Source organism: Streptomyces sp. NPDC089915 (genome assembly GCF_040684675.1).
In the GTDB taxonomy this organism is placed as follows: domain Bacteria; phylum Actinomycetota; class Actinomycetes; order Streptomycetales; family Streptomycetaceae; genus Streptomyces.
Genome location: NZ_JBFBGN010000119.1, coordinates 1 through 21888, shown reverse-complemented (window position 1 = coordinate 21888; position 21888 = coordinate 1). Strand labels below are relative to the sequence as shown.

Here is a 21888-nt window from a genome sequence, read left to right as displayed (position 1 = left end):
CCGACAAATCCCAAACAGGACAGCCGAAGCGTCAGTCAGTCGATGAGTCAGACCCACCGGCAACATCACCACGAACATCATCACTGTCAGTCGAGGCAGAACTCGTTGCCCTCGACGTCGCGCATCACCAGGCACGACTCGTTGAAGCCGTCCGCGCGCAGCAGTTCCACCCGGGAAGCGCCGAGCGGGATCAGCCGTGCGCACTCGGCCTCGAGCGCGGCCAGGCGCTCCTCGCCGACGAGCCCGGGGCCGATCCGCACGTCCAGGTGCAGCCGGTTCTTGACGGTCTTGCCTTCGGGCACGCGCTGGAAGAACAGGCGCGGCCCCACGCCCGCGGGGTCCTGGCAGGCGAACGCGGAACCCTGCCGCTCGGGCGGCAGCGTCCGGTTGAACTCGTCCCAGTCGGCGAAGCCCTTCGGCGGCGGCGGGACGACGTACCCCAGCACCTCGCACCAGAAGCGGGCGACGCGCTCGGGATCCGCGCAGTCGAAGGTGATCTGGACCTGCTTGATCGATGACATCGGGCCACCGTAGCAGGGGGAGATCGCCGAATTCCCGCTGAAATAGCGCAGGTTGCACGTGAAACCGTCCTGCTGTGAGACCGGCCCGGCGAGGCGGAAACAATTCGCTGGCGCGTCCGACCGCGGCCCGCCTAGGGTGACGCCGCGGACCGCGCCCCCGATGCGCCCGGCTGCGGCTACTTCCTTCAGACAACAAAGTGACGCCGCGGCCTTCCTGATCTCGGGGGCCGCGGCCCGTCTCCGTCCCGACGCCGGAACTCCCCGCGGCCGGGACCCTCCTTTCGCCGGATCCTGGGGGATTCACTGCCTCGTCACACCCCGCGCGTCTCGAAGACATGGTCCGAGATGCTCGTGGCCCCGCAGATCGCGGCGGCCGCCCACAATCCGCCCGCGCCGGGCGCACACCACCGCCGTCAGCGGCCCTCCCGCACCCACACGGGCGGCCCGGCCTTCGCCCGGGAGCCCAGGGAGGAGCTCTTCCTCCTCGCGGTCGGGAACTTCGTCTCGGAGCGGACCTTCCACGAGAGCGGGTGGGAACGCGACGAGCGCTACGTCCGCCTCGTGACCGCCCTCGCCGTCGAGGACCCCGTCTGGACCGCCGGCCTGCTGCGCTGGCTGCGCACTGAGGCGAACATGCGGACGGCCTCCCTGGTGGGGGCCGCCGCGTACGTCCGCGCCCGGCTCGCCGCCGGAGCGGCCGACGGCCCCTCCAACCGGTCCGTCGTCGACTCGGTGCTCCAGCGTGCCGACGAGCCCGGGGAGTTCCTCGCCCACTGGACCGGCCGGTACGGGCGCACCCTGCCGCAGCCGGTGAAGCGCGGCATCGCCGACGCCGTGCGCCGGCTGTACTCCTCGCGGTCGCTGCTGAAGTACGACACCCCGTCGAAGGACTTCCGCTTCGGCGACGTGCTCAACCTGGTGCACGCCTCCCCGGATCCCGGCAAGCCCTGGCAGGGCGGGCTCTTCCGGTATGCCCTGGACCGCCGTCACCACCCCGAGCGGGCGCAGCCGCCGTTCCACGACTCGGTGTTGAACGCGCACCGGGAGCTGGCGGAGCTGCCCGTGGAGGAGCGGCGGGCCGTGGTCACCGGACCGGACGCCGCCGAGCGGCTGGCCGCGGCCGGGATGACCTGGGAGGCGGTGGCGGGCTGGCTCCAAGGGCCGGTGGACGCCGCAGTGTGGGAGGCGCTGATCCCCTCGATGGGGCCGATGGCACTCGTGCGCAACCTGCGGAACTTCGACGAGGCGGGAGTCTCGGACGAGGTGGCCGCCCTGGTCGCGGACCGGATCTCGGACCCGTCCGAGGTCGCCCGCTCCCGGCAGTTCCCCTTCCGCTACCTCGCCGCCCACCGCCACGCGCCCTCGCCCCGCTGGGCGGCTCCGCTGGAACGGGCGCTGGGGCACGCGCTGGCCAACGTACCGGCCCTGCCCGGCCGGACGCTGGTCCTGGTCGACCGCTCCGACTCCATGTTCTGGGACACCGTCTCCGAACGGTCCACGCTGACCCGGGCCGACGCCGCCGCCGTGTTCGGTGCCGCGACGGCCCTGCGGGCGGAGCAGGCGGACCTGGTGCAGTTCGGCTGGCACAGCGCGGTGGTCCCGTTCCGGGCGGGGGAGCCGGTGCTCGACGTGCTGGGACGCTTCAGCGCCCTCGGCGGCACCAACACCACGGCGGCGCTGCGCGCCCGCTACCGGGGGCACGACCGGGTCCTGATCGTCACCGACGAGCAGACCGCCCACCACCGGCCGGGCCCGGGCGGGGCGCTGGAACCGGTCCCGGCCGACATTCCGGTCTACACGTGGAACCTGGCGGGATACGAACCGGCGCACGGCCCGTCAGGACCCCGCCGTTACACGTGTGGAGGCCTGACGGACGCCGCGTTCCGGATGGTGTCCCTCCTGGAGGCGGGCGGCGCGGCCGCCTGGCCGTGGACCGCCGAACCCGCCTCAGCCGAACCCGCCTCAGCCGAACCCGCCTGAGCGGATCCGGCCCCTCAGGGCCGGTGCCCGGCGACCGACCGGCGGGAGACGGGGAAGTCGAAGTAGGTGTCCGGGAAGAGCTCGGGCTTGTACGTGAAGTGCCACCACTCCTCGGGCAGGTTGACGAAGCCCTCCGCGCTCAGCGCCGAGTTCAGCAGCCGGCGGTTCGCCCGCTGCGCTCCCTGGACGCGCGGGTCGTCGGTGTGCGAGAGGGTGTCGAAGCAGTCGAAGCCGGTACCCATGTCCACGGAGTTGTCCGGGTAGCGCTGGGCCTGCGGCGCGTAGCAGGGTACGGACTCCCGCCCCGGCTCCGGCCGGGGAGCGGGGAGCGCCGGGAGCCGGACGATGGTGAGGTCCATGGTGCTTCCCCTGCTGTGGCCGGACTTCGCGGCGATGTAACCGTCCTCGAACAGACGTGACTTGTCGACCCGCGGATAGAACTCCGCCTTCTTCCGCTCGTCGGCCAGGTCCTTCGCCCACCGTACGAAGTGGTCGACGGCCCGCTGGGGCCGGTAGCAGTCGTACACCTTGAGCGTGTAGCCCTGGAGGAGGAGGCGGCTCTGGGCCCGGTGCAGGGCCTCGGCCGCGGGCCGCGTCAGGATGCAGACGGGCTGCCGGTAGCCGTCGATCCGCTCGCCGACGAAGTTGTGCGCGGTCGGGTAGCGCATCTCCTGGAGGATCGTGGGGTCGACGGAGTCCAGCGCGACGAACTCACGTGGTGCCTTGGGCTCCCGGGACCCGGTCGCGGCGCCGGCGGCGAGGGGCGAGGTCGTCGCGAACACGGTCGTGGCCGCCACGGTCACGGCCAGCCGCGCCGTCGTCGACATGAGCATCGGTTTCTCCCTGGGCCTGGGCCGGCGTACGGACGTCCGGTCTGATCGTCTCCTGGTCCGCCGCCACCGGATCCATGCCCCGGCCCCGCGGTCTGTCCGGCGGAGCACCCCGGATTGGCGCAGACCGCACCACCGGGGCCGGGGCGCGCGAGTCAGCGTCCGGCCAGGCCGTCGAGCGAGGCGGCGACGCGGGCGACGCCGTCCTCCGCCGCCAGCCGGTCCGCGAGGTGCCGGGCCCGCTCGCGGTGGGAGGGGTCGGTGACGGCGCGGCGGAGGGCGGAGCCGAGCGTGGCGGAGTCGAGGCGGCGCAGGGGCACCGCCTCGGGGGCGGTGCCGAGCGCCACCAGGCGCGCGGCCCAGAAGTGGGCGTCGAACTGGACGGGTACGGGCACGCAGGGCACGCCCGCGCGCAGGGCCGCGGCGGTCGTGCCGGCCCCGGCGTGGTGGACGACGGCCGCCATGCGGGGGAAGAGCAGGGAGTGCGGGACCTCGCCGATGGTGATCACGTCGTCCCGGCCGGTGGCGGCGAGCCCCGCCCAGCCCCGCTGGATCACCCCGCGCAGCCCGGCGGCCCGCAGGGCGGCGACCACGTGGGCGCTGACCCGCCGGGGGTCGGGTGTGGTGGCGCTGCCGAGGCCCACGTAGACGGGGGCGGGCCCGGCGTCGAGGAACTCCTCCAGTTCCCCGGGGAGCCGCCCGCTTGCCTCGTGGGGCCACCAGTATCCGCAGACCTCCAGTCCGGGGCGCCAGTCGCGGGGCCTGGGGACCACCAGTTCGCTGAAGCCGTGCCAGACGGGCCAGCCCTGCCGCTCGCGGGCGCGGCGGGCGGCTGACAGGCCGCGCGCCGGGAGCCCGTGCTCGGCGGCCAGGGTGCGGGCGGCCCGGGTGAAGACGTGGTCGACGGCGGCGGTGACGGCGTCACCGCCGATCCGGTTGCCCAGCGGTCCCAGGGAACGGGTGCCGAGCATCGGCGGCGGGAACGCGCGGGTTCCGTGCAGGGGTTGGAGGAAGAGGCCCATGCTGGGCCGGCCGAGGCCCTCCGCGATGGCGTGGGCGAGCGGTGCGACGGTTCCGGCGGCCAGTACGACGTCCGCCTCGCGCGCCGCGCGGACCAGCGTGGGCGTCATCTCGGGTGCGATCCTGCGCGCCAGCGCCACGGCCCGCAGCAGTCTCACGGCCCCCGTCCGGCTGCGGTGCAGGCCCCGGCCGCGCGCCGAGTGCAACTCGGCCTCCGGATCGCCGGCGGCGGCGCGGAACCGCACCCCGGAGCCGGCCACGAGCGGGGCGAACACGGCGTGGGCCACCAGGGTGACCTCGTGTCCGGCGCGGACCAGCCCGGCCGCCAGGCCCGTGTACGGCGCGACGTCGCCGCGCGAACCCGCCGTCATGATGGCTACCTTCACGAGGCCAGTGTGGCGGCCGGACCCGTTCCGGCGGCGGCGCACCGCTGGAAGGCGGGGGAAACGGCTGGTTCCGGCCATTCCAGGGTTAGTTAGGTGAGGCTTGCCTAATGTCGCTTAGGGTGCGGGCATGGACAAGATCATCCGTAGGGCCGCCGCAGCCGCCGCGGCAGGGATCCTGCTGGCCGCCGGACCGGCGACCGGGGCGGCCGCGGCCGCCGCCCCCACCGCGGCCGCCGCCGGCCGGACGGACGCCCCCGCCGGAGCCTCCCGGCTGGAACTGCCCCGCCCCACCGGCCCCTTCGCCGTCGGCCGCGACACCCTCCACCTCGTCGACGGCACCCGCAAGGACCCCTGGGTCCCGGCCGCCGACCGCGAACTCATGGTGTCCCTCTACTACCCCGCCGTCGCCCACACCGGCGCCCCCGCCCCGTACGCGACCGCCGCCGAGGCCCGCGCCCTGCTCACCGACCGCGGCGACCTCGCCCGGTACGCCACCCCCGAACAGATCGCCGCCGTCCGCACGAACGCCCGCGAGGGCGCCCTGCCGCGCACCGGACACGGCCGCTACCCCCTGATCGTCCTCTCGCCCGGATTCACCCTGCCGCGCTCCTCGCTCACCGTGCTCGCGGAGGACCTGACCTCACGCGGCTACGTCGTCGCCGCGCTCGACCACGCCTACGAGTCCGACGGCACGACCTTCCCCGGCGGCCGGCTGCTCGGCTGCACCGCCTGCGAGCAGGTCTTCCCCGACCACGCGCTCAGCCGGGTCTCCGACGCCCGCGCCCGCGACGTGACGTTCCTGCTGGACCGGCTCACCGGGGACCGCCCCGCCTGGCGCCACGCCCGGCTGATCGACACCCGCCACATCGGCATGGCGGGCCACTCCATCGGCGGCGCGTCCGCCGCCGCGGCCATGGCCGCCGACCCGCGCGTGGCCGCCGGAGTGAACCTGGACGGGACCTTCTTCGCCCCGCTGCCCGAAACCGGCCTCGGCGGGCGGCCGTTCCTGCTGCTCGGCGGCGACCCCGCCCTGCTGCCGCCGGACCTCGAGGACACCAGCTGGGCCGACGCCTGGCCCCGGATGGACGGCTGGAAGCGCTGGCTGACCGTCACCGGCATGGGCCACCCCGGCTTCACCGACTGGCCCGTCCTCACCGACCAGGCCGGCGCCCCGCACCCGGAGACCCCGCTGTCCGGCACCCGTTCGCAGCAGATCACCCGCGCCTACACCGGCGACTTCTTCGACCGGCACCTCAAGGGCCTGCCCGCACCCCGCCTGGACGGCCCCACGGCCGCCGACCCCGAGGTGGTCTTCCAGCGGAGCTGATCCCTCCGGCCGCCCCGCCCCGGTTCATACGCCGAACCGCCAGCGGGTCTGGCTGAACTCCGCGCCCCGGCCGAAGCCGAACACCGTGCGGGGCGCGACCTCGAAGACCAGCGCCCGGCCCGCCTCCTCGCCCCCCTCGGCCGGCGGGGGAGCGGCGGCGGCCGAGGCGCTGTCGAACGCCCCGTCGCGTACCTCGAAGTGCCAGTCCGGCCCGTACTTGGCCTCCCAGGCCGCCGCCAGCTCCGCGAGCCGCCCCTCGTCCGAGACCCGTACCGCCTCGCCCTCCACGACCACGTCGAGGCCCCGGCCGTAGGCGTTGTCGCCGGTGGTGAGGACGACCTGCGGGTTCACGGCGAGGTTGAGGCCCTTGCGCTCCTCGGGGCCGGTGGCGAAGTGCAGCGCCCCGCCGTCCCAGACCGCCAGCAGCGGGGTGACGTGCGGCCGTCCGTCCGGGCGCACCGTCGTCAGCCAGAAGATCTCGGCCCCCTCCAGCTGCGCGGCGGCCTCCGCCCACGGCGTCGCCGCGGCCCCGGGCGAGCTGTACCGCGCGTCCAGTTCCGCCACCGGCTTCCCCGCCTGCTCCGGCATCCGGGACTCCTCTCGCTCCGTCGGGCGTGCCCCGTGCGCGCATCATCCCCGCCCGGCCGCGCCGGACGGCGCAGGGCGGCGCCCGGTCCGGGCGGCCGCCACCCGGACGGGCGAAGCGGCCGGGCCGCCGCCCGCACACCGTGACGGCAGGTCAGGCGATCCCCGCCGGAGCCGCGTTGTCAGTGGTCGCCGTTAGCGTCGGAGGTGTTGGAAGGGCCGTTTCCCGACTGGAGTGGACGATGACCGAGAACCGTGTGCAGCCCGTGCTGAGGGTCGTGCTGACCGATGTCAACGAGCGGGTGGTGCAGGCCTGGCGGGCGGCCTTCGCGGACACCCCCGGCATCGAGATCCGCAAGGGCTCGATCCTCGACGAGGACGTCGACGCCTGGGTCACCCCGACCAACTCCCAGGGCCGGATGGACGGCGGCGTCGACGCCGCCATCAAGCGGCACCTCGGCGCCGGCATCCAGCTGCGCGTGCGGCGGGCGATCCGCGACCGGTTCGCCGGAACGCTCCCGGTGGGCAGCGCGGTCTGCGTCCCCTCGGGCGCGACCGTACCCCGGTACCTGATATCGACGCCGACCATGGTGCAGTCCGCGCAGAACGTGAAGGACACGCTGAACGTGGCCCTGGCGTGCGCCGCCGCCTTCCAGGCCGTCCACCGGCAGAACCGGAAGGCCCCGGGCAGCATCCGCTCGGTGGCGCTGGTCGGGATGGGCGCGCAGACCGGCCGCGTCCCCGCCCGCGTCTGCGCCAACCTCATGTGGACCGGCTACACCCTCTTCCACGACCACTGGTTCGAGGACGACGACGAGCTGCGCGCCGTGATCACCGCACAGCTCGACGGCATCGAGGACGCGCCGGCCGCGCAGCGGGTGCGCATCGTGCCACCCAAAGGGCATCCCTTTCGCCGCTGACGGCGCCCAGCCCGGCGGTCGGCCCGCCGGACCCCACCACCCTCCGAGCACGAAGACCGGGAGCCCTTCCCCCATGAACGACGCCGTCACCACCCCGGCCGCCCAGCCCGACCCGAACGACCCGAACGACCCGCTGAACCTCACCGGACTCTTCGAGGGCGGCGGCGAGCCCTGGCTCCCGCTCCTGAAGCCCGTCATCGAGGCGCAGCCGGAGGCCTCCCGGTTCATCGGCCCCGGCCGCAGTCCCGAGGTCGTCCCGGTGCGCGAGCTGACCTTCCAGGCCCTCAAGCCGAACCCGCCGCACAAGTGGAAGGTCGTCGTCTTCGGCCAGAACCCGTATCCGCGGCCGGAGAGCGCCACCGGCATAGCCATGTTCGACAACACCTTCAACGACTGGAAGGACAGCCAGTTCGGCCGGGTGGTCAGCATCCGCTGCATCATCAAGGCGGCCGCGATGTGGAAGTACGGCATCGTCAAGAAGACGCCGATCGCCGACGTCCGGGCCCTGCTGAAGGAGCGGGACACGGTCCAGCCGCCGGAGTGGTTCCAGGCGATGCTCACGCAGGGCGTGCTGCTGCTGAACGCCGCGCTCACCGCCAGCGCCGACGGGGCCATGGGGCCCGACCGGCACACCGCGTTCTGGCGGCCCGTCGCCGAGCGGATCGTCGAGGAGATCCTCAAGGCCAAGCAGGACGCCGACGAGGAGGACCGCAGCGTCGTCTTCGCCTGGTGGGGGGCCCACGCCCGCAGCCTGAAGAAGGTCGTCCTGCGCCTCCAGGAGAAGTACCCGGACGTCGAGGTCCGGCACATCGACCACGCCAACCCGGCCGCCCAGGGCGACATCTTCTGCGAGGGCGACCACTTCGCCACGGTGAACGACGCCCTGGCGTCACTGGGCGCCGAGCCGATCGACTGGCTGCCCGTCAAGGGCTGGAACCAGGCGGGGGACGGAGCCGCGGCCGGCGGAGGCGACGGCGATGTCGCGGCCCGGATGGGCGCCTTCATCGCGTCGACCATGGAACTGCACCAGCTGTACCTGGAGCGGCTCACCGGCGTCAAGGACGAGGGCCTCGTCCTGCCCGCGATCACCGGGGTGTTCGACACCCCGCTGATGGACTTCCGGGGAGCCCTCGCCCCGGTCGCCGAGGTGCTGTCCGGGCTCGGCGGCCACATCGACCGCTCGGTGGAGTTCGGCAAGCGGCGCGCGGACGAGACGGCCGCCGCGGGCCGGCTCTCCGCCGACGCGATCGCCGCCCTCTACCTGTACACCTGTGAGTCCGCCTTCTACCGCGAGATCAACGCCGTCCTGCGCTCCCCGGACCGGTCCCGGGTCGTGCCCTACCTCCCCTACCTGCGGCTGCTGTTCTCGGCGGTCTCGCAGCTGCCCGCCCGCACCGAGCCGCTGTGGCGCGGGGTCTCCCTTGACCTGCGGGCGCAGTACCCGGTCGGGGGGACGGTGACCTGGTGGGGCGTGTCCTCGTGCACCTCCGAGCTGAGCGTGGCGCGTTCCTTCCTGGGCAGCCGGGGCAAGCGCACGCTGTTCGAGGTGACGCCCTCCCGGGCGGTCGGGATCCGCCGCTTCTCGGCCTTCACCGGGGAGGAGGAGTACATCCTCGCGCCGGGCACCCGGCTGAAGGTGACGGAGGTGAAGGCCGAGCGGGGCGGGCTGTGCACGGTCAGGCTGACCGAGGCGGAGGAGGGCCCCCTCGTGTCCTGACGTGAGCGGCCGGGCCGGGCGGGCGGCCCGCCGCGCCGGCGGCTCAGTACGGCCGGGCCCGCTTCGCGAAGGCCGGCGCCAGCTCGCCGGCCAGGGCGCGCGGGAAGGCGACGGTCTCGGGATTCCCGTCCGAGACGTACCGGTTCTTCCCGGCGGCGAGCTTGTCCAGCCAGCGCGAGGAGCCGAACTCGGCGTCCTCGTCCTTCGGGCCCGCCGAGCGGATCCGGGGGATCGCACCGGGGGTGAAGGACCGCGCGAACGGCGAGACCGACGGGTTGGCGCCCACCAGGTACACCCCGTCGTAGCGGTAGCCCGTACCCCGCACGGCCACCCCGGCGGGCTCGGGCATGGCGCCGAAGGGCAGCGCCAGCGAGGTCACCCGCGTCCCCGGCGCCGCCTTCTCGATGGCCTGCTGGCCGGCCGAGATGGCGCGGGCCGCGCCCGCCTGGTCCAGGGTGCGCAGGTTCTCGTGCCGGCCGGTGTGGTTGGCGACCTCGTACCCGTGCTCCTTCAGCCAGGTCAGGGCCTTGGCGGAGCCGGTGGCCGAGAAGCCGTCCGCGTTGACGAAGAAGGTCGCCGCCGGCTTGAAGGCCGGGTGCTCCTTCGCCGTCTGCTCCAGGATGGCGAGGGCGGTGTCCGGCGCCGGCGCGCCGTCCGCGCCCAGCCGGACCTGGCTGTTGGTCGAGTCGTCGAAGGTGAGGACCACCGGGTGCGCGCCGGCCGGGATGTCGATCCGGCCCGTCTGGAAGTCCCGTGCCGTCACCGGCACGTAGCCCTCCCGCGCCAGGCGCTCCAGCTCGGCCCGGAAGTCGGCCGGGGTCCGGTCGTAGACACTGGCCGGCTTCTCCGTGAGCTGGTGGTACATCAGCACCGGCACCTGGCCGAGTTCGTTGGCGCCGACCTGCGCCGGGTCCTTCGCGACGACGGGGGCGGCCGCCGCCGGCGAGGCGGCGGCCCGGGGCTGCCCGGTGACGGGTGCCGGGCCCGGCGCACAGCCGGCGGCGAGCAGCGCGGCGGCGCCCGCCAGGGCGCCGAGCGGGACGAGGGGGTGGCGCATCGGGGGGGCCTCTCCACGGTGAAGGTGTCACCTGATACCTACCGGCGCCGGGAGCCCGCCTACCGCACGGTCCCCTGCATGGCGTAGCCGCCACGCCGGGGCCGCGCGCGGCCGTTCGAATGAAATGTCGCCGGAAGGGGCCGACCGGCCCACGGGACGGAAATGAATGGAGTCAACATCCGGCCCGCACCCCCGCGCACGGCACGAAGGACCCCACGATGTCCCGCACCCGCATACCGTACTCAGGCCCCTCCACCCGCCGCCGTCCCGCCCGCCGGGGCGCCCTCATTGCCACGACCGGGGCGCTCGCGCTCGCCGGGGCCGGCATAGGGGCCTGGACGCTCCTCGCACCGGGGCCGGGCATCGAGGGGGTCAGCGACGGCGCCGTGCTCGGCGGCCGCGCGGCCTCACAGGTCAGCGCCTACCTGGCCGCCGGAGCGCCGGCCGGCGGGAAGGGGCTGCACGCCACCCTGGACGGCGCGGCCGTCCCCTTCGCCGCGGAGGGCGCCCGCCTCAAGCTCGCCCTCCCGGTCCTCAAGGAGGGCCGGCACACCCTGGTGGTGGCGGGCGACAGCAGCCTCCCCTTCGCCTCGCGCCGCCAGGTCGTGGGCTTCAGCGTGGACACCACATCGCCCGAGCTGAAGGTGGCCGACCCCGCGGTCAAGAACGCGGCCGCCCCCGTCACCATCAGCGGCACGGCCTCCACCGACGCCGAGGTGAGCGTCAACGGCAAGAAGGTCCCCCTCGACAAGGCCGGCGCCTTCACGGCCACCGTGCCCAAGGGCACCCCCGTCGTCACGGTCACGGCCGTGGACCGCGCCGGAAACACCACCACCAAGGCCGTCTCCGCCCGGGGCCGCCGCCCCATGATCCGGGCCGCGCACATCACCGCCATCGGCTGGGGCGACGACACCCTGCGCGGCGGCATCCTCGCCCTGGTCCGCAGCGGCAAGCTCAACGCCGTCGAACTGGACGTCAAGGACGAGGACGGCGAGGTCGGGTACGCCTCGCAGGTGCCGCTGGCCCGTCAGATCGGCGCGGCCAAGGGCTACTACGACGCCCGCAAGGCGATCGACGAGCTCCACGCCGCCGGCGCCCAGGTCATCGGCCGCATCGTCGCCTTCCGCGACCCCAAGCTCGCCGCCGCCTCCTGGAAGGCCGGACAGCGGGACCGGCTCGTGCTGACCCCGTCCGGACAGCCCTACGACGGGGGCCACTACGGGTCCCTGTCCTTCACCAACTTCGCCGACCCGGCGGTCCGCAAGTACAACCAGGACCTCGCCGTCGAGGCGGCCCGGCTCGGCTTCGACGACGTCCTCTACGACTACGTGCGCCGCCCGGACGGTCCGCTGTCGCAGATGAGCTTCCCCGGCATCGGCACGGCCACCCCCGAGCAGTCCATCACCTCGTTCGTCGCCGACACCCGCACCGCGCTGCGTCCCCACGGCACGTACCTCGGCGTGTCGGTCTTCGGCATCGCCGCCACCCGGCCCACCGAGATCGCGCAGGACATCGGGGCCCTGGTCAAGGTCACCGACTACATCGCGCCGATGGTCTACCCGTCGCACTGGGCGCCGGGGGAGTACGGGGTCGCGCAGCCCGACACCTCCCCGTACGCGATCGTGCAGCGCTCGCTGGCCGACTTCGCCCGTCAGGCGAAGGGCACGCAGACCGAGATCGTCCCGTGGCTGCAGGACTTCTCGATGGGCAGCACCTACGGGCCCGCCGAGGTCGCGGCGCAGATCAAGGCAGCCGAGGCCAACAAGATGGAGTCCTTCATCCTCTGGAACGCCGGCGCCCGCTACCAGGGCGCGGCGCTTCAGCAGATCTCCGCGCACTGACGGAGCCGGCGGCCGCCGCCGCGACGGGCGGGTCCCCGGTCCCCGGGGGCCCGCCCACGCGCGTCAGGCCTTGAGGATCCGGCCCGACACGGCCAGGGTGACGCGGCGCGGGGTCAGCGAGGCGGCGAGGGTGGAGACGCGGTTGGCCAGGCCCGCGACGATGCTCGGCGGGGTGTTGCCGCGCTCCAGCGCGCGCCGTGTGGCGGTCACGACCTGTTCGGGGGTGGCCATCCGTCCGACGGCCGCGTCACGGCTGCCGACCACGTCGAAGAACTCGGTGCTGACCGGGCCCGGCGACACGGCGAGCACCCGCAGGGGGGAGCTGCGGGTCTCGTAGCCGACGGCCTCGGTGAAGCTGAGGACGAAGGCCTTCGTGGCGCCGTAGACCGCCATCGCGGGGGTCGGCTGGTACGCGGCCGCGCTCGCGACGGTGACCAGCGCGCTGCGGCCGTCGGCCGCGAGATCGGGCAGGAACGCCCTCGTCAGCTCGGTGACGGCGACGACGTTCAGCTGGATCATCTCGTTGATCTGCGCGAGGTCCTGCCGGACGAAGGGCCCGTGGCTGCCGAAGCCGGCGTTGTTGACCAGCGTGTGGACGGTGATCCCGCGGGCGTCGAGTTCGGCGCGCAGGGCGGCCGCGGCGCCCGGCAGGGCGAGGTCGGCGGCGACCACGTGCGCCGTGACCCCGTAGCGCTTCTCCAGCTCGGCCGCGAGCCCCTCCAGCCGGTCGAGGCGGCGGGCGACGAGGACGAGGTCCGCCCCGCGCTCGGCCCACTGGCGGGCGAACTCGACACCGAGGCCCGCGCTGGCCCCGGTGATCAGGGCCACGGTTCCCTGGTATGTCATAGGCATGGTCGGCTGCTCCGTTTCCGCGTCCTGGACGGACGTGAACGAATGTAGGCGCCGTCATCATTGTAGTCAATGACAACATCAGGAGAGGGGAGCCCGCCTTGACCGAGGGGCCCTACCACCACGGCAACCTCAGGGCCGCCCTGCTGGAGCGCGCGGAGACCGTCCTCACCGAGTCCGGCGCGGACGGCCTGTCCCTGCGCGCCCTCGCCCGCGACCTCGGGGTGAGCCATGCCGCACCGTCCCGCCACTTCCGCGACCGCCAGGCACTGCTGGACGCCCTCGCCGTCAGCGGCTTCACCCGGCTGAACGAGCGGCTGCGCGCCGCCGCCGAGGCGCCCGGGCCGGTGCCGGCCCGCCTGGCCGGGCTGGGACGCGCGTACGTGGAGTTCGCCGTCGCCCACGCACCCCTGCTCGACCTCATGTTCAGCGCCAAACACGCCGATGACTCCAGCGCCGAACTCAGGGAACTGGGCCACCGCAGCCTCGACACCACCGCCGAGCTCATCGCCCGGGCCCAGGCGGAGGGGCTCGTCCGCGCGGGGGACCCTGCCCGCCTCGCCCAGGTCGCCTTCTCCACCGTCCACGGCCTCGCCACCCTGGCCGTCGGCTCCCTCCTCGACGACACCCCGCTCGCGGAGGCCACCGACCTGGCCCTCGACGTCCTCCTGACCGGCCTGGGCCACCCCGGCCGGTGACGTCCCGCGCGGCCCCTCCCCGCGCGGCCCCTCCCCGCCAAATGGGGTGCGGGGGTGAATCGCCGCCGCCGGAACGGGGCAGGTTGGGGCCATGGTCCACGTACTCGGCAGCCGCATCCTGCTGCGCCCCACCGATCCCGAGCGCTCACGCGCCTTCTACGGAGCCACCCTCGGCCTCGCCGTCTACCGCGAGTTCGGCACCGGGCCCGAGCGCGGCACCGTCTACTTCCTCGGCGGCGGCTTCCTGGAGGTGTCCGGCCGGTCCGACGCGCCGCCCGCGCCCGGAGTGCGGCTGTGGCTCCAGGTGGACGACGTGGAGGCGGCCCACCGCGAGCTCCGCGCACGCGGCGCCGAGGTGCTGCGGCCCCCGCTGAAGGAGCCCTGGGGGCTGATCGAGATGTGGATCGCCGACCCCGACGGCGTGCGCATCGCCGTCGTGGAGGTTCCGGCGGACCACCCCCTGCGCTTCCGTCCCTGACGGGGCGTGACGTCGGGGGGAGGCGCCCGGCGGATAATGGCCCGACAGGAGCCGCCCCGCGCGGCCACACGCCGACGTGAGGGACGAGGGACCGATGACCCTGAGGGAAGGCCAGCGGGTGCGGCTCGCAGCGGACATCGGGCTGGGCGACGCGACCGCGGGGCAGGACGGCGCCGTCGTCGGCCGGCTGTCCCTGGCGGCGGGCACCGAGGGCACGGTCGACCGCGTGGACGGGCGGCGCCCGCCCGGTCACGCGGTCCTCGAATACGAGCGGCTCATGTCGTTGCTCGGCGACTACGGCCACACCATGCCCGCCGAGAGCCGCAAGCGGCTGGAGGAGGAGGTCGCGGCCCTGGAACCCGAGTGGAGGGCCTTCCGGGAGCACGGCGGCCGGGTGACGGTCCGGGTCCGCCTCGACAACGGCCTCGTCCTCGACGGGGCGGACGAGGACGTCCTCGCCCCCGCCTGACCGCCGCCCCCGCCACCGTCAGGCCCCGCCGCCGAACTGCAGCACCGCGATGCCCGCCAGGACGGTGACGGCGGCCGTGATCCGCCGGTGGCCCGGGCTCTCGCGGAAGACCACCGCCCCGATCAGGGTGCCGAAGACGATGCTGGTCTCCCGCAGGGCGGCGATGGTGGGCAGGTCGCCGCGGGACTGCGCCCACACGACCAGCCCGTACGCCAGCAGCGACAGCAGCCCGCCCGTCAGGCCCCGGGCCCACATCGGGCGCAGGGTGGCGAGGAGGGCCGGGCCCCGGCGGGCCAGGGCGATGAGCGGCAGGACGAGCCCCTGGCAGAGGAAGAGCCAGGCGATGTAGCCGAAGACGCTCCCGGAGACGCGGACGCCGCTGCCGTCGACGAGGGTGTACGAGGCGATCATCACCCCGGTGCCGACGGCGGCGGCCAGCGCGGGCAGCTGCGCGCGGCCGGGCATCCCGTCGGCGAGGGCCAGCGCGGCCAGGCCGCAGGAGATCACCGCGATGCCCAGGGCGTGGCCGGCGGGCAGCGCGTGCCCGAGGAGCGTGGTCGAGACGAGCGCCACCACCAGCGGTGAGGTGCCGCGGGCCGTGGGGTACATCTGGCCGAAGTCTCCGAGCTGGTAGGCGCGCAGGAGCAGCAGCTGGTACGCGACCTGGAGCCCGGCGGAGGCGGCGATGTAGGGCCAGGCAGCCGGCGCGGGCAGCGGGGCCAGGCACACCAGGACGGCTCCGCACCCGGCGGACGCGAGGCTGATCAGGGTGAACCCGGCCAGTTTGTCGCGCAGGCCGTGGGCGAGCGCGTTCCAGACGGCGTGGAGGACGGCGGAGGCGAGGACGACCACGGGCACGGCGGCCGCACCCGGCAGGGACGGCGGATTGGCGGGCACGGCGGCTCCCCATCACTGATTCGGGAACAAATTTCCTTGCTACCGTAACCCCATGGAAATTCATTCCGCAGCCGGGGGTGGGCTCGCCGCCCACGTCCGGGCCCACCTCTCCGAGCTCCGCGACACGGAGGCACGCGTGGCCCACGTCGTCCTCGACCAGGGCGCGGAGCTGGTGCACCTCAGCGTCAGCGACGTCGCCGCCCTGGCCGGCACCGCGCCGTCCACCGTCGTACGGGCCTGCCAGCGGCTGGGCTTCCGCGGCTACCAGGAGCTGAAGATCGCCGCCGCCCGCCAGGCACCGTCCCCGGAGCCCTCCCGCGACCCGGACCCGGCGGCCCGCGCCCTCGCCGACACCGTCCGTGCCGCCCGGGAGGCCCTGGACGGAGTGACGGCGACGGTCACCCCCGAACGGCTGCGCACCGCGGCCGGACTCCTCGACGCGGCCTCCCGGGTCCTGGTGGTCGGCGCGGGGCTGTCCGGCGCGGTCGCGCTGGACACCGCGTACCGGCTGCGCGCGCTGGGCTTCGCCGTCGACGCCCCGGCCGACCCGCTGACCGCGCAGCTGGCCGCCCCCCAGCTGACCGCCGCCGGCGTCTGCCTGGCCGTCAGCCACACCGGCGCCACCCGCAGCACGGTGGACGCCGCCCGGCGGGCCAGGGGGGCCGGCGCCAAGGTCGTCGCCCTCACCAGCTACGCCCGTTCACCGCTGAGCGAGGCCGCCGACTGCACCCTGGTCGCGGGCGGCCAGGACCTGGTGTTCGGCCTGGAGACCGTCGCCAGCAGGCTGGCCCACCTCACCGTGATCGACGCCCTGACCCTCACCCTGCTGGGACTGCGCGGGGCCCCGGCCGAGGCCGCGCTGCGGCTGTCGGCCGACGTGACGGTCGACCACTCCTACTGACGGCGGTCCGGCGGGGCGCCGGGTCCGGGCGGGCCTCAGGGCCTGACGCGTACGACCTGCGGGTCGTGGTCGCTGGCCTGGTCGGAGAACTCCGCGTTGACGTGGACGACGTCGTAGTCCGGAGCGGTGAGCGCCGGGCTGGTCAGGATGTGGTCCAGAACCTGGGAGTTGCCCTGGTAGACGTAGGTGTAGCGCTCACCGGCGGGAAGGGTGGCGGGAAGGTCGGTCAGGCCGGTGCCGGCGGTGAGCGTGGACAGGGTGCCGGAGAACTCGTAGTCGTTGAGGTCCCCGAGGACGATCACCCGCGCGTCGGCCTGCACGGCGAGCAGCTGCTTCACGAAGGCGTTGACCTGGCCGGCCTGCTGGGCGCGCTGGGTCTCGGAGGGGCGGGCCGGCGGCTGGACGCGCGCGTCGAGCGGCTGGTCGCCGCCCTTGGAGTTGAAGTGGTTCGCGATGACGAAGACGGTCCTGCCCTGGAAGGTGAACTCGCCCGCCAGCGGCTTGCGGCTGGAGTTCCAGGCGGCCGAGCCCGGGTTGATCCGGCCCGGGGAGAAGGACAGCGCCGCGGTGCCGTTGCCGCCGACCACGGAGACGGCCGCGGTGGAGGTGCCGCCGGGGCGGTCGGTGAAGCCCACGCGGGCCGGGTTGTAGAGGAAGCCGACGCGGATGTTGCCGCCGGGCTCGCCGCCGTCCTGGCCGTCGACCGGGTCGATCTGCCGGTAGGCGTAGGCCGGGCCGCCGGCCGCGGTGATGGCGTCGATCAGCTGGGCGTAGGTCCGGTCGGCCGCGACCACGCCGTCGTCGGCGGCCCCGTCGTCGTCCTGGATCTCCTCCAGGGCCACGATGTCGGGGGAGGCGAGGTGGGTGACGATCCCGGCCGCCAGGCGGTCGAACTTCTCCTGCGGGTCGGTCGGGTCGAGGTTCTCGACGTTGTAGGTGGCGACGGCCAGTTCGCCGGCGCTCTGGGCGCGCGTGGTCTCCGGGGCGAGGCCGTGGGCCGTGAGCGTGCCGAGGGTGGTGGCCTGGACGGTGTACCCGCCGAAGTTGTCGTGGTCGAGCGGGCCGGTGGTGGCGCCGGTCAGCACGTCGCCCACGTCGGCGGTGGGGAAGGAGCCGGTCAGCGACATGACCTTGACCCGGCCGGTGTTGGGGGCGGCGTAGGAGCCGTAGACGGTGCCGCCGCGCGGGGTGGGGTTCTCGTCCGGCTTGGCGGTGACGAACAGCTCGTCGTACGCGTCGCTCGCGCCGACCACGCGGGCGTCGGTGACCTGTACCCGCATGCCCTCCAGCGACTCGAAGAAGTCCTGGGCGTAGACGGTGGGCTGGAGGGGGAGCGCTTCGAGGCTGCCGGTGGGCGCGTAGGCGGCCGGTATGGAGGCGGCGTTCAGGACCACGGGCGCGGGCAGCGGGTTGCCCGTGGAGAGCGTCGACTGGATCGCCGGCCCGGTCAGCTCGGTGAGCGACTGGCCGCCGGCCGCGGAACCGCCCGGGTAGTACTCGGAGACCCGCGCCCGCACGGTCACCTTGTTGCCGGCCTTGGTGGAGGGGGTGGTGGTCCCGGTGAAGGCGAAGACGCCGTCACTGGTGGCCGGGTCGCCGTCGCCGGCGGGGTCCTGGATCCAGAAGCCGCGCGCGGAGCCGGTGGAGCGGACGGCGGTCACGACGCCGGTGACCACCACCGTCTGCCCGTTGTAGGCGGAGACGCGCTTGCCGCCCTGGAGGGCGGGGATGGTGAGGGTCGCCGCCGAGGCGGTCTGCGGGGCGACGAGGGTGGCCGCGGCGAGGGCGCCGGTGAGCAGGGCGGCGGTGAGGAGGCCGAAGCGGGATCCGGACGGCTGCGGGGAGCCCATGAGTTTCCCTTCCTGGGGCAAACGGTGCGTACGCGCGCTTGCGACCCCGTCCGGTACCGACCGGTCGGGGTGCCGACTCACGGAGGCGGCTGGGAAGTTCTACGTGCGTGGAGTGTCTGCCCGGTGACGCGCGGATGTTGACCGCGGCGCGCGCGGATGGCCGGGAACGGTTCCCCGCCCGCGGTGTCGCGCGGCGCCCGGGGTCAGCGGTCCGCGGCCGGGGTGAGGGCCGCGGCGGCCGCGAAGAGGCGGGCGCAGCGCTCCGTCATCGCGTCCGGGGTCTGGTCCGGATGCTTGACCCACCAGCGGACCAGCGTGGCGACCAGGTCCCGCCACACGTACATGAGCGCGTCGGCGTCCAGCGGGTCGGCGGATCCGGTGTCCCGCAGGAGCTGGGCGGTGCCGGAGGCGGCCAGCGCGTCGATGGCCGACCAGTACCCGGCGGCGAGGCGGGCGGCCTCCCCGCCGGGCGGCAGGGTGGTGTCGTAGAGCACGAACCAGGCCTCCCGCTGCCCCTCCAGCGCCGTGAAGAGGGCGTGCAGCACGCGCAGCGGGGTCTGGGCGGTGGTCCCGTCCGGTCCCATCGCCGTGCGGACGGCGGCCAGGATCCGGTCGCCGACGGGGACCAGACAGGCCGTGTAGAGCTCCTCCTTCGTACCGAAGTACTGGTGCAGCAGGGTCTTGGTGACGCCGACCCGGGCGGCGATCGCGGGCAGCGACGCGGCCGCGTAGCCGCGGGCGCCGAACTCCTCCGCGGCGGCGTCCAGGATCTGCCGCGCCCGCTGCTCCCGGGGGACTCCCTTGGTGCCGGCTTTCGAAGGAGGGGTTGCGGGGGTTGCCATACGGCGATCTTACCAGTAGGTAATTTACCGCACGGTAAATTCATGTGACGCCACCTCTGGAGCACCCCATGGACGGCACCACCGCTCGGCAGCCCCTGCGCACCCGCTCCTGGTGGGGCTGGGGCTGGACGGACGCCCACCCCGACGACGCGGAATGCGCCGCGATGGGGGCGCTGCTCCCCGGAACCCTCGCCCGCCCCCTGCCCGTACCCGCCGTCCGCGACCTCCGCATCGGCGGGCCCGCCGTCGAACCCCCGCCGAGCCTCGCCCACCTGGTCACCGCCGATCCGGCCGACCGCGCCGCCCACGCCATGGGAAAGGCCTACCGCGACGTGGCGCGCGCCCTGCGCGGCCGGCCCGGCCGCATACCCGACCTCGTCGCCCGCCCCGCCGACGAGCGGGCGGTGGCCGACCTCCTGGACTGGGCCGGCGCCCACGGCGTCGCCGTCGTCCCCTACGGCGGGGGCTCCTCGGTCACCGGGGGAGTGGAGTACCGAGGTGACGCCCACCGGGCCGTGCTCTCCCTCGACCTGACCGCCATGCGGCGCGTACTGGAGGTCGACACCGAGGGCCGCGCCGCACGCATCCAGGCCGGGGCGCTCGGCCCGGACCTGGAAGACCAACTCCGGCCGCACGGACTCACCTTGCGGCACTTCCCGCAGAGCTTCGAGTTCTCCACCCTCGGCGGCTGGCTCGCCACCCGCGCCGGCGGCCACTACGCCACCGGGCGCACCCACATCGACGACTTCGTCCAGTCGATGCGCGTGGTCACCCCCGCCGGGACGAGCTCCTCCTGGCGGCTGCCCGCCTCCGGCGCGGGCCCCTCGCCCGACCGCCTCTTCCTCGGGTCCGAAGGGGCGCTCGGCGTCATCACCGAGGCGTGGATGCGCCTTCAGGAACGGCCCCGCTTCAAGGCCTCCGCGGCCGTCGCCTTCACGGACTTCGACGCCGCCCTCCGCGCGGTGCGCGACCTCGCGCGGTCCGATCTCGCACCCGCCAACTGCCGCCTGCTCGACCCGGGCGAGGCCGCCCTGTCGGGCGCCGCGCACGACGGTTCCGCCGTGCTCGTCCTGGGCTTCGAATCGGCGCACGAACCGGTGGACGGCCGCCTCGCGAGCGCCGTCTCCCTGGCCCGCTCCCACGGCGGCCGGCGCGGGGGGACCTCCGGCGGCGGCGGTCCCGCCGGGACGCGCGCCCCCGCCGGGGACCGGGGCGGCGACGCGGCCGTGGGGGCGTGGCGCGAGGCCTTCCTGCGGATGCCCTACCTCCGCGACGGACTGGTCCGGATGGGCGCCGTGGCCGAGACCTTCGAGACCGCCGCCACCTGGGACCGCGTCCCGGGCCTGATCGACGCGGTGCGCACCGAGGTCGGCGCGGCCGCCCTCAAGGCCACCGGGCACCCCGCCACCGTCAACTGCCGCCTGACGCACGTCTATCCGGACGGGGCCGCGCCCTATTTCACCGTCCTCGCGGCGGGCCGGCCCGGCGACGAGGCCGCCCTCTGGGACGAGCTCAAGGCCGTGGCCGTCGACGTCCTGCACCGGCACCGCGCCACCGTCACCCACCACCACGCCGTCGGCCGCGACCACCGTCCGGCCTACGACCGCCAGCGGCCCGAACCCTTCGCGCTGGCCCTGCGGGCCGCCAAGGGCGCGCTCGACCCGCACGGCATCCTCAACCCCGGGGTCCTCGTGGACTGAGGGGCGCCCGGGCGCTCCCCGTACGCGGGGGGCGCCCGGCCCGGGGAGCGCCCGAGCTGCGGGGGCGCCCGATTCCTTGTCATTCGGCGGGGGATGTGACTCCGCCCACCCCCTCTTGACCCGGCAAGAAAGGGTTACCTAAGTTCTGCCCCATGTCCTCGTACCACCACACACCCCCCGCCGGCCCGGGCGACGCGGAACACGTCGACTTCGCCGTAGACCTCACCTCCCAGGAGATGCTCCGCCGCGCCCAGGTGATGGCCGCGCTGGGCCCCGACTGGGACCCGGTCGAGGTGCTGCGGGGCGAGGAGCAGGCGTACGACCTGCTCTACTCCGGCCTCGACGCGGAGCAGCGGCGCCTCTACGACGACCTGGTGGCGGCCGGGGTGCTGCCCGTGCGCGGGAGCGGCCATGCTGCCCCTTGACCCGCAGGCCGAGATCGGCCGCCGGGCGTGGGTGCCCTGCCCGAACTGCGACGACACCCGGGACTGCGAGCCGTGCGGGGAGCGCCGGACCTGCTCCGCGCACTGGCGCTACCTGCTCACCAACAAGGGCAGCCTCCTGCACCTCCAGTGCCCGGGCTGCACCCACGTCTGGACCCACGAGAGCGGTTTCGGCGCCACCCGCTCCCTGTGGAGCCGTGTCACGAGCGGTCTGCCGGGGCGGGCCGGCTGAGGCTGGGAAAGCGGTGTCCGGTATGTCCCGTTTCCTTTGATTCGGCGGCCGGGAGTGGCCCGGGACACGCACCCGACGGGGTACGGACCGCCACGCAGGGTGACATCCGGCCCCTGCGGCGGTGAGGCGGCCCACAGGACCCAGGTCACATCCGACCCTCCCTAGTAGCCGCCGCTCCACCGGCATCCACGGCCCCCACCTGCGCGAACACCCGCTCCGGGCGCGGGGGACCTTGAGCCCGGCCCCCTACCCCCGCTAGTAGGAGGGGGGCGTTGCCAGGGCGGCGGGGGCCTGGCTAACTGGTGTTGTCGCCGAGGCGGCCGGGGCCCCACAGCCCCCCGCCGG

At 74.6% G+C, this 21888-nt stretch carries 21 protein-coding genes; 12 read left to right on the top strand and 9 right to left on the bottom strand.

Features of this window, described 5'->3' with window-relative positions:
- Positions 1-86: 86 nt before the first annotated feature.
- On the bottom strand, positions 87-521 hold the full coding sequence (locus AB0O29_RS27395; protein WP_365156315.1) for a VOC family protein: 435 nt from the start codon (positions 519-521) through the stop codon (positions 87-89).
- A 345-nt stretch (positions 522-866) separates the two neighbouring features.
- On the opposite strand from AB0O29_RS27395, the gene AB0O29_RS27390 reads away from it, so the two are divergent.
- Entirely contained in the window at positions 867-2501 is a 1635-nt protein-coding gene (locus tag AB0O29_RS27390) for a TROVE domain-containing protein (protein ID WP_365156312.1), read from the top strand.
- Positions 2502-2515: 14 nt separating this feature from the next.
- Here the strand turns inward: AB0O29_RS27390 and AB0O29_RS27385 are convergent, their stop codons facing one another.
- Both AB0O29_RS27385 and AB0O29_RS27380 read right to left on the bottom strand, forming a co-directional pair.
- The gene (locus AB0O29_RS27385) at positions 2516-3328 is read right to left on the bottom strand and encodes a M15 family metallopeptidase (RefSeq protein ID WP_365156322.1); all 813 of its coding nucleotides are present in this window, start codon (positions 3326-3328) and stop codon (positions 2516-2518) included.
- Between the two features lie 158 nt (positions 3329-3486).
- On the bottom strand, positions 3487-4722 hold the full coding sequence (locus AB0O29_RS27380) for a glycosyltransferase (RefSeq protein WP_365156320.1): 1236 nt from the start codon (positions 4720-4722) through the stop codon (positions 3487-3489).
- A gap of 142 nt (positions 4723-4864) precedes the next feature.
- Here AB0O29_RS27380 and AB0O29_RS27375 point away from each other — a divergent pair, with 142 nt between their 5' ends.
- Positions 4865-6064: an alpha/beta hydrolase gene (locus AB0O29_RS27375; protein ID WP_365156309.1), complete on the top strand. Its 1200-nt coding sequence runs from the start codon at positions 4865-4867 to the stop codon at positions 6062-6064.
- Between the two features lie 24 nt (positions 6065-6088).
- Here the strand turns inward: AB0O29_RS27375 and AB0O29_RS27370 are convergent, their stop codons facing one another.
- Complete coding sequence (locus AB0O29_RS27370; RefSeq protein WP_365156306.1) at positions 6089-6652, bottom strand: pyridoxamine 5'-phosphate oxidase family protein; 564 nt, start codon at positions 6650-6652, stop codon at positions 6089-6091.
- 239 nt (positions 6653-6891) lie between these two features.
- Between AB0O29_RS27370 and AB0O29_RS27365 the strand changes: the two genes are divergently transcribed.
- Both AB0O29_RS27365 and AB0O29_RS27360 read left to right on the top strand, forming a co-directional pair.
- On the top strand, positions 6892-7569 hold the full coding sequence (locus AB0O29_RS27365) for a macro domain-containing protein (RefSeq protein WP_365156303.1): 678 nt from the start codon (positions 6892-6894) through the stop codon (positions 7567-7569).
- A 73-nt stretch (positions 7570-7642) separates the two neighbouring features.
- Positions 7643-9286, top strand: coding sequence for an ADP-ribosyltransferase domain-containing protein (locus AB0O29_RS27360; protein ID WP_365156300.1), 1644 nt, complete (start codon positions 7643-7645; stop codon positions 9284-9286).
- A 43-nt stretch (positions 9287-9329) separates the two neighbouring features.
- Here the strand turns inward: AB0O29_RS27360 and AB0O29_RS27355 are convergent, their stop codons facing one another.
- Positions 9330-10343, bottom strand: coding sequence for a polysaccharide deacetylase family protein (locus tag AB0O29_RS27355; protein ID WP_365156298.1), 1014 nt, complete (start codon positions 10341-10343; stop codon positions 9330-9332).
- Between the two features lie 218 nt (positions 10344-10561).
- On the opposite strand from AB0O29_RS27355, the gene AB0O29_RS27350 reads away from it, so the two are divergent.
- Entirely contained in the window at positions 10562-12184 is a 1623-nt protein-coding gene (locus AB0O29_RS27350) for a putative glycoside hydrolase (protein WP_365156295.1), read from the top strand.
- A gap of 63 nt (positions 12185-12247) precedes the next feature.
- Here AB0O29_RS27350 and AB0O29_RS27345 read toward each other — a convergent pair whose 3' ends face one another.
- Positions 12248-13036 carry an SDR family oxidoreductase gene (locus tag AB0O29_RS27345; RefSeq protein WP_365156293.1) on the bottom strand — a complete coding sequence of 263 codons (789 nt, stop codon included), beginning with the start codon at positions 13034-13036 and terminating at the stop codon, positions 12248-12250.
- A 98-nt stretch (positions 13037-13134) separates the two neighbouring features.
- Here AB0O29_RS27345 and AB0O29_RS27340 point away from each other — a divergent pair, with 98 nt between their 5' ends.
- From AB0O29_RS27340 to AB0O29_RS27330, 3 genes are all read left to right on the top strand, one after another.
- Positions 13135-13731: a TetR/AcrR family transcriptional regulator gene (locus AB0O29_RS27340; protein ID WP_365156290.1), complete on the top strand. Its 597-nt coding sequence runs from the start codon at positions 13135-13137 to the stop codon at positions 13729-13731.
- Between the two features lie 91 nt (positions 13732-13822).
- Positions 13823-14209 carry a VOC family protein gene (locus tag AB0O29_RS27335; protein ID WP_365156287.1) on the top strand — a complete coding sequence of 129 codons (387 nt, stop codon included), beginning with the start codon at positions 13823-13825 and terminating at the stop codon, positions 14207-14209.
- 94 nt (positions 14210-14303) lie between these two features.
- A complete protein-coding gene (locus tag AB0O29_RS27330; protein ID WP_365156284.1) occupies positions 14304-14678 on the top strand; it encodes a hypothetical protein in 375 nt (124 codons plus the stop codon).
- 18 nt (positions 14679-14696) lie between these two features.
- Here the strand turns inward: AB0O29_RS27330 and AB0O29_RS27325 are convergent, their stop codons facing one another.
- Positions 14697-15554, bottom strand: coding sequence for a DMT family transporter (locus AB0O29_RS27325; RefSeq protein ID WP_365156317.1), 858 nt, complete (start codon positions 15552-15554; stop codon positions 14697-14699).
- A 73-nt stretch (positions 15555-15627) separates the two neighbouring features.
- Here AB0O29_RS27325 and AB0O29_RS27320 point away from each other — a divergent pair, with 73 nt between their 5' ends.
- Positions 15628-16476, top strand: coding sequence for a MurR/RpiR family transcriptional regulator (locus AB0O29_RS27320; protein ID WP_365156281.1), 849 nt, complete (start codon positions 15628-15630; stop codon positions 16474-16476).
- A 35-nt stretch (positions 16477-16511) separates the two neighbouring features.
- Here AB0O29_RS27320 and AB0O29_RS27315 read toward each other — a convergent pair whose 3' ends face one another.
- Both AB0O29_RS27315 and AB0O29_RS27310 read right to left on the bottom strand, forming a co-directional pair.
- Positions 16512-18326 carry an endonuclease/exonuclease/phosphatase family protein gene (locus AB0O29_RS27315; protein ID WP_365156278.1) on the bottom strand — a complete coding sequence of 605 codons (1815 nt, stop codon included), beginning with the start codon at positions 18324-18326 and terminating at the stop codon, positions 16512-16514.
- Between the two features lie 203 nt (positions 18327-18529).
- A complete protein-coding gene (locus tag AB0O29_RS27310) occupies positions 18530-19168 on the bottom strand; it encodes a TetR/AcrR family transcriptional regulator (protein WP_365156275.1) in 639 nt (212 codons plus the stop codon).
- Positions 19169-19236: 68 nt separating this feature from the next.
- On the opposite strand from AB0O29_RS27310, the gene AB0O29_RS27305 reads away from it, so the two are divergent.
- The 3 genes from AB0O29_RS27305 (at position 19237) to AB0O29_RS27295 (ending at position 21543) form a co-directional block, all read left to right on the top strand.
- The gene (locus tag AB0O29_RS27305; RefSeq protein ID WP_365156272.1) at positions 19237-20868 is read left to right on the top strand and encodes an FAD-binding oxidoreductase; all 1632 of its coding nucleotides are present in this window, start codon (positions 19237-19239) and stop codon (positions 20866-20868) included.
- Positions 20869-21020: 152 nt separating this feature from the next.
- The gene (locus tag AB0O29_RS27300; RefSeq protein WP_365156269.1) at positions 21021-21293 is read left to right on the top strand and encodes a DUF6400 family protein; all 273 of its coding nucleotides are present in this window, start codon (positions 21021-21023) and stop codon (positions 21291-21293) included.
- Positions 21280-21543, top strand: coding sequence for a hypothetical protein (locus AB0O29_RS27295; RefSeq protein ID WP_365156266.1), 264 nt, complete (start codon positions 21280-21282; stop codon positions 21541-21543). The genes AB0O29_RS27300 and AB0O29_RS27295 overlap by 14 nt, the downstream gene beginning before the upstream one ends.
- Positions 21544-21888: the final 345 nt, after the last annotated feature.

What these genes read in the sequence shown, in the direction of transcription:
- AB0O29_RS27370 (WP_365156306.1), bottom strand. Translation starts at nt 6,652, where the DNA reads ATGCCGGAGCAGGCGGGGAAGCCGGTGGCGGAACTGGACGCGCGGTAC.
- AB0O29_RS27305 (WP_365156272.1), top strand. Translation starts at nt 19,237, where the DNA reads ATGGACGGCACCACCGCTCGGCAGCCCCTGCGCACCCGCTCCTGGTGG.
- AB0O29_RS27350 (WP_365156295.1), top strand. Translation starts at nt 10,562, where the DNA reads ATGTCCCGCACCCGCATACCGTACTCAGGCCCCTCCACCCGCCGCCGT.
- AB0O29_RS27395 (WP_365156315.1), bottom strand. Translation starts at nt 521, where the DNA reads ATGTCATCGATCAAGCAGGTCCAGATCACCTTCGACTGCGCGGATCCC.
- AB0O29_RS27385 (WP_365156322.1), bottom strand. Translation starts at nt 3,328, where the DNA reads ATGTCGACGACGGCGCGGCTGGCCGTGACCGTGGCGGCCACGACCGTG.
- AB0O29_RS27345 (WP_365156293.1), bottom strand. Translation starts at nt 13,036, where the DNA reads ATGCCTATGACATACCAGGGAACCGTGGCCCTGATCACCGGGGCCAGC.
- AB0O29_RS27300 (WP_365156269.1), top strand. Translation starts at nt 21,021, where the DNA reads ATGTCCTCGTACCACCACACACCCCCCGCCGGCCCGGGCGACGCGGAA.
- AB0O29_RS27320 (WP_365156281.1), top strand. Translation starts at nt 15,628, where the DNA reads ATGGAAATTCATTCCGCAGCCGGGGGTGGGCTCGCCGCCCACGTCCGG.
- AB0O29_RS27360 (WP_365156300.1), top strand. Translation starts at nt 7,643, where the DNA reads ATGAACGACGCCGTCACCACCCCGGCCGCCCAGCCCGACCCGAACGAC.
- AB0O29_RS27310 (WP_365156275.1), bottom strand. Translation starts at nt 19,168, where the DNA reads ATGGCAACCCCCGCAACCCCTCCTTCGAAAGCCGGCACCAAGGGAGTC.
- AB0O29_RS27390 (WP_365156312.1), top strand. Translation starts at nt 867, where the DNA reads ATGCTCGTGGCCCCGCAGATCGCGGCGGCCGCCCACAATCCGCCCGCG.
- AB0O29_RS27375 (WP_365156309.1), top strand. Translation starts at nt 4,865, where the DNA reads ATGGACAAGATCATCCGTAGGGCCGCCGCAGCCGCCGCGGCAGGGATC.
- AB0O29_RS27335 (WP_365156287.1), top strand. Translation starts at nt 13,823, where the DNA reads ATGGTCCACGTACTCGGCAGCCGCATCCTGCTGCGCCCCACCGATCCC.
- AB0O29_RS27295 (WP_365156266.1), top strand. Translation starts at nt 21,280, where the DNA reads ATGCTGCCCCTTGACCCGCAGGCCGAGATCGGCCGCCGGGCGTGGGTG.
- AB0O29_RS27380 (WP_365156320.1), bottom strand. Translation starts at nt 4,722, where the DNA reads ATGACGGCGGGTTCGCGCGGCGACGTCGCGCCGTACACGGGCCTGGCG.
- AB0O29_RS27330 (WP_365156284.1), top strand. Translation starts at nt 14,304, where the DNA reads ATGACCCTGAGGGAAGGCCAGCGGGTGCGGCTCGCAGCGGACATCGGG.
- AB0O29_RS27355 (WP_365156298.1), bottom strand. Translation starts at nt 10,343, where the DNA reads ATGCGCCACCCCCTCGTCCCGCTCGGCGCCCTGGCGGGCGCCGCCGCG.
- AB0O29_RS27315 (WP_365156278.1), bottom strand. Translation starts at nt 18,326, where the DNA reads ATGGGCTCCCCGCAGCCGTCCGGATCCCGCTTCGGCCTCCTCACCGCC.
- AB0O29_RS27365 (WP_365156303.1), top strand. Translation starts at nt 6,892, where the DNA reads ATGACCGAGAACCGTGTGCAGCCCGTGCTGAGGGTCGTGCTGACCGAT.